Source organism: Erythrobacter longus, from assembly GCF_000715015.1.
In the GTDB taxonomy this organism is placed as follows: domain Bacteria; phylum Pseudomonadota; class Alphaproteobacteria; order Sphingomonadales; family Sphingomonadaceae; genus Erythrobacter; species Erythrobacter longus.
Genome location: NZ_JMIW01000001.1, coordinates 57229 through 69360, shown reverse-complemented (window position 1 = coordinate 69360; position 12132 = coordinate 57229). Strand labels below are relative to the sequence as shown.

General features: G+C 57.2%; 6 protein-coding genes. 1 reads left to right on the top strand and 5 read right to left on the bottom strand.

What is annotated here, in order from left to right; all coding sequences use genetic code 11:
* Positions 1-55 precede the first annotated feature (55 nt).
* Positions 56-514, top strand: a complete 459-nt coding sequence (locus EH31_RS00330) for a response regulator (RefSeq protein WP_051698826.1) — start codon at positions 56-58, stop codon at positions 512-514.
* A 21-nt stretch (positions 515-535) separates the two neighbouring features.
* Here EH31_RS00330 and EH31_RS00325 read toward each other — a convergent pair whose 3' ends face one another.
* From EH31_RS00325 to EH31_RS00305, 5 genes are all read right to left on the bottom strand, one after another.
* Complete coding sequence (locus tag EH31_RS00325) at positions 536-1927, bottom strand: alpha,alpha-trehalose-phosphate synthase (UDP-forming) (RefSeq protein ID WP_034957391.1); 1392 nt, start codon at positions 1925-1927, stop codon at positions 536-538.
* Positions 1924-3777 carry a glycoside hydrolase family 15 protein gene (locus tag EH31_RS00320; RefSeq protein ID WP_051698973.1) on the bottom strand — a complete coding sequence of 618 codons (1854 nt, stop codon included), beginning with the start codon at positions 3775-3777 and terminating at the stop codon, positions 1924-1926. The genes EH31_RS00325 and EH31_RS00320 overlap by 4 nt, the downstream gene beginning before the upstream one ends.
* Entirely contained in the window at positions 3740-4486 is a 747-nt protein-coding gene (gene otsB, locus EH31_RS00315; protein ID WP_034957388.1) for a trehalose-phosphatase, read from the bottom strand. The genes EH31_RS00320 and otsB overlap by 38 nt, the downstream gene beginning before the upstream one ends.
* 100 nt (positions 4487-4586) lie before the next feature.
* Positions 4587-6815, bottom strand: a complete 2229-nt coding sequence (locus tag EH31_RS00310; RefSeq protein WP_241765789.1) for a DUF11 domain-containing protein — start codon at positions 6813-6815, stop codon at positions 4587-4589.
* Between the two features lie 50 nt (positions 6816-6865).
* A complete protein-coding gene (locus EH31_RS00305) occupies positions 6866-12121 on the bottom strand; it encodes an isopeptide-forming domain-containing fimbrial protein (RefSeq protein WP_051698825.1) in 5256 nt (1751 codons plus the stop codon).
* Positions 12122-12132: the final 11 nt, after the last annotated feature.

Here is a 12132-nt window from a genome sequence, read left to right as displayed (position 1 = left end):
GTCGCATAATTCGAAAAGGCTCTAATTCTGCTCACTCCTTAACGGTATTCGATACATGGCCTTTATTCTTATCGCAGACGACGACGAACTCATCGCGGAGCTTGCAAGTCAGGTTTTGATTGATGCAGGCCATGCGTGCGGTTGGGTGACAAGCGCGGAGGACTGCTGGGAGCTTTTGAAAAGGCGGCGTCCCGATGCGGTGCTGCTTGATCAGGATATGCCGGGGATGAGCGGTTTATCCATGCTGCGCAAACTGCGGCAAAGCGCCGAATTCTATGATCTGCCGGTTCTGATGTTCACCGCGATGAGCGGCGTTCAGGACGAAACGCAGGCGATTTATGCTGGCGCGCAAGGGTTCATCCGAAAGCCGTTTGACCCACGCGGCCTTACCAGCCGGGTTCAGCGCGTGCTTGCCAAGCGCAAGGACCGGCCTCGGCATCAAGACTTGCAGACGTATCTGGAACAAAACGCAGGCTTTGCAAACAAAGCTGCCGGGCCCAGAAGAGTGATTTAGCAAGCCACAGCGAATATACGCTTAACCCTTTGCAAGATCATCACAAAATTGCGTGGTCCACTCGCGCACATTGTCATCGCGAACGGTGGTGATCATCGCCTCATATCGGCTCTTGCGCTCCTCAAGCGGCATATCGAGCGCTTTGTTCAGCGCATTCGCCAGTGCATCCGGGCTGTGCGGGTTAACAAGCAGCGCGCCCTTCCCATCACAGTCCAATTGATAGGCGGCACCTGCAAAATCGGAAAGCACCAGAACGCCAGGATCATCCGGGTCTTGCGCAGCGACATACTCCTTGGCCACAAGGTTCATCCCATCGCGCAAAGGCGTGACAAGGCCGATCTTGGACGCGCGAAAGAAGCCATAGAGCTCGGCGTGGCTGTACCCGTGGTTCACATAACGGATAGGAACAAGGTCGACCTCTGAGCGCGCGCCGTTGATCTGGCCGGTTTTCTGCTCCAGCTCCTCACGAATTTCCTGATAGCTTTGCACATCTTCGCGGCTTGGCGGGGCGATCTGAACATAGACAAGGTCGCGCACGCGTTCGGGATGCTCATCAAAAAATCGCCCGATCCCGTCGATGCGTTCTGGCAGGCCTTTGGAATAGTCCAGCCGGTCAACCCCGATCATCCCCGTGCGCCCCCGGATTGAAGCAAGGAAGCGCTGCTCAGCTTCCTTCGCCTCTGGCTTTGCACCCTCTGCCTGAAAGTGTTCCCAATCGATACCGATGGGATAATCGCGCGCGATTGTGGTGCGCCCTTCGTGGGTGATGCGCCCGCTCTCGCGATCGATCTTGGCCCCCAGTTCGTTCTCACAATAATGCACGAAGCTGGAAAGCCATTCGGGCGTTTGAAAGCCGATAAGGTCATAGGACAACATGGTCTTGACCAACCGCTCGTGGAACGGAAGCGAGGTTAAAAGGCGCGTTGGGGGCCACGGCGTATGAAGGAAGAACCCGATCCGGTTCTTGACCCCGCGCGAGCGCAGCCGCTCACCCAGTGGGATAAGGTGATAATCGTGGACCCAGACAAGATCGCCTTCCTCGATCAGAGGCATGACGCTTTCCGCAAAACGGTCGTTTACGCGCTCATAACTTTCGCCGGTTTTGTTTTCATACCGCGCCAGATCGATGCGGTAATGGAACAGCGGCCAAAGCGTCGAATTGGCATAGCCGTTGTAATACTCGTCCAGCTCCTGTTTCGACAGGTCGATGGTGGCCGTCGTCACACCATTGCTGCGCTGAAGATCCATATTGCCAAGCTGCTCGTCATTTTCCTGACCCGACCAGCCAAACCAAACCCCGCCCCGGTCTTTAAGCGCAGCATTCAAAGCCCCCGCCAATCCCCCTTGCGCGCCCGCAACGCCGCGTGCCTTTGGCACAGCAACACGGTTGGATATGACGACTAGACGGCTCATCTAACCTCGGACCATGGCTTGGATAAGAGCCCCGCGCAATTGATCACGCCCACCAGGCTATAGGTTTGCGGGAAATTGCCCCACAGTTCGCCGGTCTCGTAATCGAGATCTTCGCTAAGGAGGCCGGATTGTGTCGTGTGGCTGAGCATGGTTTCAAACAGTGTACGCGCTTCATCGTTGCGGCCCGCCAGATGCAGCGCTTCGATGAGCCAGAATGTGCAGACGTTGAATGCGGTTTCAGGCGCACCAAAGTCATCTTCGGCGGCATAACGCAGCATATGGTCGCCGCGCCGCAAATGCTCTTCAACGGCGGCAAAGGTTTGTTGGAAGCGTTCATTATCAGGCGACAGGAACCTTAGCTCCACCATTTGCAGGAGCGATGCGTCGAGATAATCGCTTTCAAAGCTTGCGCCATAATGGCCGCCCTCACCGCTTGCATCTGGCTTCCATGCCTTTTCTTCGATGGTCGCAGCGATCTTGTCGGCGCGCTCTCGCCAAAGCCAGGAACGGTCCGGTTTGCCAAGATGATCGGCAACATTGGCAAGGCGATCGCACGCTGCCCAGCTCATCACGGCCGAATAGGTGTGCACTTCCTCGCGCGTCCGGAATTCCCACAGGCCTGCGTCGGGTTGGTCGTGCATAGCCCACGCCATCTCGCCCACCTCTTCAAGGCTCGTAAAATCCGCATCATCAGCCGGGCGCATCAGGCGTTTGTCAAAGAAGCCTTGCGCGGAGGGCAGGACGATCTGGCCATAACAATCGTGCTGGATCTGTTTGTAGGCAGCATTGCCGCGCCTGACCGGCCCCATCCCGCGATAGCCCGCAAGATAGCTGGCCGTGGTTTCATTCAGTTCGCTTTCGCCCATCACGGAATAAAGCGGCTGTATCTGCCCGGCCTGTTCGCCTTTGTGCGCGCCATCGACGATGTTGCGAAGGTATCCGAGATACTTCTCCATCACATCAAGCGCGCCCAGACGGTTCAGCGCCTGAATGGTGTAATAGCTGTCCCTGATCCAGCAGTAGCGATAGTCCCAATTGCGTTCCGAATGGGCGGCCTCGGGGATCGAGGTGGTGAGCGCCGCCACAATCGCGCCGGTTTCCTCATGCTGGCACAGTTTCAGTGTGATCGCGCAGCGGATGACCTCTTCCTGCCATTCGAGCGGGATCGACAGCCCTCTGACCCAGCGTTGCCAATATTTGCGTGTCGCCTGCTCCATCGAACGGACCGTTTCGCGCAAATTTCCAACGAAAGGTTCATCCGGGCCAAGGAAGAAATGCGTGTCTTCCTCAATCCGGAAGGTGCGCCCTTCCATGATATATCCGACCGGCGCATCAGTGGAGAGCCGCAGCGCGTGCCCGGCAGTGAGATAGCGGATGTGGTTGGTGCCGCTGGTCATCTCAGCCAGCCCAGCGCCGTAATTCTTGGTCGGTTTGAGAACCACTTTGATGCGCGGGTGCCCTTTGATCGGGCGAACAATCCGCGCGTATGCAACCGGGCGATACATCCGGCCTGAACTTTCAAATCGCGGTGCAAAATCGAGAATTTCGATAGCGCTCCCATCGTCTGCTTCCAAGGTCGTGACAAGGATGGGAGTGTTGCGGATATAGTTTTGCGAGGCGCTCACCTGCCCGTCGAGTTCAAAGCGCCAAATGCCAGCATCGCGTTGATCCCCGTTGAGGAGGCTTGAGAACACAGGATCGCCATCAACCCGGGGGATACAGCCCCACACAAGCGCGCCGGTTTCATCAATAAGGCCAGACACCTGACAATTGCCAATAGGCCAGAGCTCCAAATTCGGTTGCTTCGACAAGCTATTCAATCTCCAACCAATTGTGCACGGATGAAACATCCGCCAGACGATACCCGGCGCAAGTGTCCGCCCGCTTTCCAACAAGGATGCCAACCCCGCCAAGCTCTTGGCAAGCGGCAAAGCCCGCCTCATCAGTCAGATCATCGCCGATGAAGATGGGGCAGGACCCTGCAAAGGGGGCGTCTTTCATGAAGCTGCGCACAGCGCTTCCCTTGTCGCTGCCTTTCTCAAGAATTTCGATCACGCATTTGCCGCCTTGCGCTTTCCAGCCGTGTTTTGCGGCAAGCTCTTTTGCAAAGGTGACCGCGCGCTCACCCATCTCAGGATTGCGCCTGTAATGGAGCGCGCCGCCATGCGATTTGTGTTCGTATTCAACGCCGTGTTCGTGCGAAAAGGCGCGCAACTCGGCCTCTATCTCTGACGGAAGGCTGCGAGCTCCTTGCCCCATCCCCTTTCCAGAGGCGAAGCGAATGTCTGAACCGTGCGAGCCGGCAATGGCGATGCTAACCGTGCCCAGATGATGCTCGATATTGTCGATTCCACGCCCGCTCACCAGCGCGCATCTTCCATCAAATCGATCCGCTAAACGAGCCAGCCGATCTGCAAGGCCAGCAATCGGCGCAATCTCATCAGGGCCATCAGCAATCTCAACCAGCGTCCCATCAAAATCGAGAAACAGCGCCAGCTCCTTGCCCTTGGCAATAGACGTAAGCGCTGGGGGCGCGCTTTGAGCAAGCGTGGAATGCATGACACAAAAGTGTAGAGAAAACCGCTGCGTGGTCAACGCATTTGCTGCAATGCAACAATGAGCATAGCTATGCGAGGTAGGCTCGCACAGCCTTTGATGCCTATTCGATTTCGTAGCGTACGGTGATGGTAAAGGTTGCGCCTGCTGCAAATGCGCCGCCCGGGTTCACGCGGAAATCGGTGATATTGGCATCGCAGCCTGTTCCATCGTCAACCGGCGTATATGCGAATGAGGCTCCGTTGTTGTTGGAAAACTCCACATCGTCAGCGCCCGAACCCAGACTTGCAAAAGCGTAAGTCAGGTTAGAATTGCCGCCCGGATCGTTGAAAATGATCGGCCCACCTGCACGGCTGATGAGGCACATTCTTGCATCCGCTGGTCCATTGTCGAGGACGCGCACCGTGTCTTCGAATGCGGCATCAATGCCGGTGTTGGTCACGGTGATCAGATACTCAACCGTTGCGCCAGGGATTGCCTTGGGATTGGTCGTTCCATTGACCGGATCAGCAATGATCGAACTGACTTTGCTAACCGTCAAATCAACATCTGGCGTACAGAAGAAAAGGTCATGCACACCAATGCCTTGCTGCCCCGGATTGGCTGGCGCGGTGTTGGCATTGCCATATCTGATGACGACAGTGTCGATCTCTTGCGTGAACGTCACAACCACGTTTCCGGTCGAGGCATTATTATCAGCGACTCCATCCCCGATGACGGTGTTGCCACTTACAAAGTTGACGTTGCCGTTGGTAAGTGTGGGGTTGAAAGTTGTCCCGTTGTTGCTGCCCGTCACGATCAAGCGATCGGCAAACTGGTTTGCACCAAAGTCGACGTCAAAGACCGAGAATTGCAGTCCTGTGAAACTGCGCGGCAAGGCAATGGTCAAAACCACTTCGCCTGACTGGTTTGCTTGATCGGAAACGATTTGGAGCACGTCTTCAGCTGGGTTCAACCCGCCATTGAAATACGTCCCCAAGTTCGGCACGTTTCCACCCCACAGCGCATTGTTCACATAAACGCCATTGTTGGTCAGCGTGAAATTCACATCACCAAAGCCAGCAAAAGCAGATGTGTTGGAAGTATCGCCATTGCCCCAGTTGGTGACATTGTCCCAATCGAATACCGATTGCCCGACCGGGCATGAAAGAACCGGAGGGGTTCCCGGCGCGCGGCCAGTTTGGACGACAAAGCTGTTCGTAGCGTAATCATCTTCGGTGGTGACGCCATTGTTCACCGTGGAATCGAAATCAGGCTGGTTGGACGCAATTATCTGAGCGGTATTGGTTACCGTTGTGCCGGCCGTTGCAGAGATCGTCCCGGTGAATGTGATCGAAGCGCTTTGGCCGGGTAAAAGATCTGGAACGGTCCAGTTTCCATTGCCCGTATTAAATGTGCCATCTCCGCTGAAAGAACCAAGAGTGAATGCAGCGGGGAATGTCTCACGCACGATTACACCGGTCGCACCTTGCGTGGAAATTTCGTTATTGGTCACACGCAAACGCCATGTTGCCACACCGCCTTGTACGGGCGGCGAGCCGACCAGCGACTTTGTGAGCGACAAATCGGCGCCCGGTGCGATTGTCGCTTCGTCGTATCTGAGTGTGGAAAGTCCGACAAACTGCGCGCCCGGATCGCCGGTGCCAGTGTAACTGCGAAACACCACGCGAATGCGGCGAACTTGTACCGTGTTGAAGTCGAAAGCGATATCGCCGTCGGTAGTGGTTTGCCCGGAAGCTCCTGTTCCGCGCCAACCATTAATCACAGCGTTGTTTGTACGAGTAACAGACGGCCCACCTACCCAAAGCGCATTGTTGCCGGCCGCATTCGTGAAGCCTCCTGTCAGGTCGTCGTCATAGAACACTTCAATCGCATCGGTCCCTCCACCATTGTCCACGTCGCTTAATGTGAAATTGAAGTTTGTAACCGCACGGCTCAAGACAATGTCGTAGGTGACAGTGTCATCAGGGTCGAATGACGAGTTGTCAAAATTCAGCAGCAAGGGTCGCGTGCCTGCACCGATCTGACCACTGAAATAGCTAAGGAAATCTGTGGCAAAGAATGCCGGCGTGAATGTGCCCCCATCGGTAGCGATCACCCGCGTGACCGTGGCCGTGGTCCCATCCGACCCGGTGACCGTCGTGCCGCTGGGGAAAGTGCCCTGGCTCGGTTGGTTTGCATCTCCCCAGTCAATATCCTCACTTTGCGCGAAAGCTGTGCTTGGCTGGAACACAAACAGGGCAAGTGCAAGGCTCGCCCAGGCACTGAGGGTTTTTGCAGCGGAAAAGGCGCGTTCGAACATCTTGCCTGCATAGGTGTTTTTGGTAAACACGTCGTTTACCTTACTCAAATCGTTACAAGATTTGACGGTCATCGACCCAATCATCGGCCCAGCCCCAGAAAATCAAAGCTGCTGGTGTCGAACTTCAGGCGAACGGCTGCGAAAACGCCCTTGTCGGTGTTGCGCGCCTCTGAGAAGTCACCATCACGGAAGCCTTCGACGTTATAACCAACAGTCACGAGCATCCCGTCCACTGGGGTAAAACCAATAGTCGGGCCATAAGAGAAGCTGGTCACATTGTCTTCAAGATTGGCGCGAACGGTTGCACTTGCGCCGATCTCGAACTTTTCACCGATGCCGATGCGAGCATCTGCGCCAACAAAAGCGGTCGTGCCTGAAAACTCTGTGCCTTCAAACTCGTCAAAGTTATAGCGGCCACCAAGGAACAGGCCGAATTCATTGCGGCGCGTCTGGCGCGTGATGCCGTTTTCATCATCGTCATAGTCGCGCGGGCTCCAATTGGTGGACCAGCTGGCGACCACGCGGCGCGAAATTGCGTCGCCATCAACGATCAAAGCGCTTGCGCCAGCACCGCCTGCCTGGCCAGCGATACCGCCGGTCACTTTGTCGCTGCGATATTCAAGCTTGCCGAGCATCGCGATTTCTGAGGCGTCTGGACGGTGAGCAAAAGCAACGCTCGCGTCCATGATCTCAACTTCTGGGCCAAGCTCGTCTTCGGCGCGCGTCCAGGTGATGCCAGTGCCGACAATGCTGCCTTCGCCCAATTGGCGGATGCCGCCGAAGGTTGCACCGTAACGATCAGCCTGTTCGCCATCGCGATATTCGCCGCGTGCGGTAAGGCTCCAACGGTCCTTGCGCCATGCACCACCAAAGGTGACTGCGGTGAAGTCTTCGAACAATTGGCCACCGGTAAGCTGACCGCCAGAGGCAGCGGGCTGTGCCACATTGATAAGGTCAGTCGCATCAGGCGCACCGTTCAATGTGCGGTTGCCATCAATCGTCGCATCGATAGTAAACTCAGGGGTAAGCTGAAGCGTTTGCGCAAGGCCAAAGGCTGCGAAAGTGCGGTTACCCAGCTCGCCGATGCTTTCTTGACCCAATGATGTAATCACCTGACCACCCTGCCATGGGGTTAGTTCAATCCCGCCACGCAGCGTGCGTGCATCGATGTTTTCGCCATCGGCAATCTCATAAGTACCCACAAGGCGCACACCATTGGCAATCGCATAGCGAGCACCAATGCGGTGACGCGCTGGCAGGTCGAGGCTTTCGGCTTCGTCCAAAGCGATTGCAGTCGATGCCGAAAGCTCAAGCGAATTGTTGAGCAGACGCTTGGTCACGCCGCCTTCGAGCACGGTCGAGGTGTTGGTCGTGCCGTCAATGAGACGATCGTTGAAGTGCGTGAGGCCAACGCGGAAATCGGTATCAGCCCGCGTCAGGTTCAATTGCGTTTGGGCTGCACGGCGGCGCGATGTGTCGGACAGGCTGTCGTCCTGCCAAACGCTGCCCAGAACACTCAAATTGTCGCCAAGAAACACGCGGCCATCAACGCCAATGCGGCGGCGGCCAAGGTCAACGCCGTTTTGCTGACCAATGCCGTAATCCTGATCAAGCTGGCGGGCGTAAGCAAGGATATCAACCTTGCCGGTCTGATGCTGCACTTCGGCAAGCCAGCCGGTTGCGGTTTCGCCTTCGCTGCGGCTCAATGCCACTTCGCCGCGCACTTCGGTGTTGTTCCCGATGTTCGCGCGAAGGTCGAGCGTGCCCAAATCAGTGCGCGCGCCCTCACCCTTGTCGGTGATGGCATTGGCGCCGATACGGACGCGGCCGTTTTCGCTGGTCCAGTCGGTGCGAAGACCTGCGTTAAATTCGCCATCGCCAAAGCCATCGGTTTCAAACTCGGTGATGATGAATTGCGGGTTCAGGTTTTCATCACGGCTCAGCACAGGGCGCGTGAAAGTCAGCGTCCCGGTGAGAAGGTCGATGTCATAATCGAGGAAGCGCGTCAGAGTGATCGTGTTGACGATTTGCTCTGGACGGAAACGGTCGCGCACTTCGATGGTCACGCGGTCCGAGTTGGCAAGAATGCGGCGGCTGCCAAGGTCATATGGCCCGGTGATGCCCTGCCCCTGGATCTCGCGGCGTTGAAGCCGGGTCGAGATGTCAGCGGCAAAACCAGAAGCCTTGAACTGGCCTACACGCGCTTCGGCTTTGACGCCGGTTGCGGTGCGGTTGTAACGCGCAAGGCGGGTCTGATCGAAAGCGGTCTCAAAGTCGCCATAAAGCGCATAGAAAGTCGCGGTTTCAATCCGGACGTAGAGCTTTTCGCGTGATGCAGCGTCAAACCGGCGCGACGATGCATCGGCAAAGACGGTGTAATATGCGTTGGGGTCAAGCTGACCCAGAACCCGCTGGTCTTCGCGCTGCTTGGCGCTGTCGTATGCGATTGTGGTCAGGAACTTACCAAGAATGCGGCCCTTGGCGTACAGCGCAACGCGCGCATCATCGCCAAGATCGCTGTCAAATCGGCCCTCGCGCTCCATATTCTCAGCCACCGAGCGAGCGCCGACGGTGCCTTCTGCAAGACCGACAATGGTCCATTCAATGTCGCCGGGGACAACCCAGGTTTCAAGCTGCTGCTCACGCACCAATTCGCCATCGTTAAAGTCAAAGTCGAGGCGCAGTGAGCCGGACACCATGGTCGGCGCAAGCTCAATCCGTGCGATACCGTCTGTGCCTTCGACAACCCAGCGCGCCTGGCTTGGCGTGAAACCAGTCAATTGGTTTAACTGTTGGCGATCAATCTGTTCGGCGCTTTCATAGGGCGCATTCAGGGTGAAGTTACCCGATACACCTTCGCGAAGCGGGCGGTTGTTGCGGTCAAGGACGCGGATCGCGACCACAGGACGCGTGCGGCCATCGGCAACGAGGTTCGACAATTCAGGCACCAGTTCGACACGGGTCGGCGTGGTGGTGAAAAACACTTCGCGGGTGAAGGTTTCGTTGACGCCGCCAAAGGAATTCACAACGTCTGCTTCGAGCAATGTGTGCTCGCCTTCAAGGACGATGCCGCGCCATGTGCTGACCGCGAAACGGCCCTCTGCTGGCGTCAGCGTTCCGTCGAAGGAAAGGCCGCTTACCTCTTCGCCATTGACGCGCAACTTGATCGTCTGACCACGGCGGTGACGGATCGCCACCCGGATCGCTGGAGCACGCGGGTTCGCGGTGACGCCTGGGGTGAGGAAACCATCTTCGCCATCGCCAAGCGCAATCCAATCGGTGTTCGGCGCATAGCTTGGCGCAGCGCGGGTCGCGGCCTCTACAGTCGTTGCGGGCAGGCCAGCACCTGTAAGAGTATCATCACCAAGTTGCCGCGTGGCGCGGTCGATGTTCGGGCGGCCAGAGCCACCTGCGATTGCGTTCAACGCGTGTGCGGTTGCGCCCTCTGGACGGGTTTCGCCCACAAGGTTTGCAACGGCTTGATCGGTGTCAGCAATGCTGAGCTCAGGAAACTCAATGTGGAAATCCGCAACCGCCAGCGTGCCGCCCTGCCCGATAACAAAGCGCGAGCTTGCGCTGCCGGCATTGCGGGTGTCGCGGTGGCAATTCACAAGTTTGCCGCCTTCTGGCACTGTCATGCGAGCAACAGCCACGACGTGCGTGCCCGGCACCACGCCTTCAAAGTGATAGCGGCCATCAGCATCAGTGATTGCGTAAGAGCCATCTTCCATGACCACGCGCACACCGGGTACGCCGGGACGCGGATTGTCGCGGGTGTCGCGCACTGAACATGGGCCAGCGGTGATGCGGCCAATAATCGTCATGCGGTCAGCAATCGTCTCACGCTCAACATCAACCACTGCGCCAGCGCGCGTTACGCGGCCAAGCGTGTCCACTGTCACAGCTTCGTTGATCGCAGGGCCAGGATTGGCATCAGGGCGCACCGTCATGGCGTATGTGACACGCACGCTTTCGCCGCCAGCCAGATCGCCAAGCGCGATGGTCAAAGTGCTGCCGTCAGGTGCAAATTGCACATTATCGCCAGCCTCTGCGCCATTCACGCGGACCGTCTCAGGGCGGAAGCGAAGGCTTGAAGACGGCGTATCGGTCAGCACCACGCCGCGCTTTGGCCGCGATGGGTCCTGGTTGGTGGCAGTGATCGCATAGAACACCACGTCGCCTGGCTGAACGCGGTCGCGCGATGCGGTCTTCACAAGACCAATGTCAGTGCCCGGACGATCAAGCGGAATGTCCACCTGCACCGGAGTTGGATCAGTAAGAGTGAAAACCTCACCAAATGACGCATCAAGAATAACGAAAGCGCGTCCGTCAGGGCGTCTTAGCTGTGCAAGGCTTGCAGGAGCCACGACCGACGGTGCGCTGTAAGGCTCTGGCGGTTCGATAACCAGGCGATAATCGCCAAGGTTTGTGAGCGGGAACCAGAACTCGCCCGGTGCCTGTATCTGGATAAGACCATTGCCATAAGCGATAGGCTCACCCGAAATCACCGTCGAAGGCCACGGCGTGACACCGTCCTCGGCAAATACCGTTGCAGGCGCGCCAGTTACCGCATCGACAAGCGAAACGCGCGCGCCAGAAACGGGCTCACCGGTTTCGCTGTCAAAAACAACGCCAAACGGATCAGCAAGCACTTCGACCCGTGTTTCGACCAGAACACTGGTTTCGTTGGGAAGCCTTGCTTCGATAGAAATATTCGCGCCATCATTGATGCTCAGCTGACAGTCGCCAGCGGCAGGAAGAGGCGGGATGCGCGCGGTGCCGATCTGACCCACGAAAACGCCGGTGTTGGGACCGGTTTCAAAAATCGTCAAAGTTTCTTCATCACCCGTCGAAGTGGTGATGGTTACAGACAGCCGATCTTCCGCATTTCGGTCAACATTGGCTGCGAGCGCGGTGATCTCGAACAGAAGCGTTTGCCCCGGCCTGATCGTCGATGTGACTTCGACCATGCCTTCTTGAGGGGAAAGCTCAATTGTCGAAGGAGGCGCTCCGCCACCGCCAGATGCAGGGGTTTGCCCGCTTGCTGCGCACAATGGTGCCCGGAAACTGAGGTCAACATTGCCCTGAGGGGTCGAACGAAATGCTCGAATCGCAGGTGGGGGCAATGTGACGTCAAACTCAACCGTATTGGAGACCGTTTCGCGCTGGCGCCCCTCGAACTGCCAGCTGGCCTCCGCCGTGTTTGTGATGGTGCGGATTACCTCCGCATCATTGGTATTGGTTTGCGCAAATGCGTCTTCTGCAAGCACGCCGAAAGGCAGCAGGACTGCTGAGAGGCCTGCTGCCAGACGCTTAAGAGAAGAGCACACACGCATGGGTCTATTGT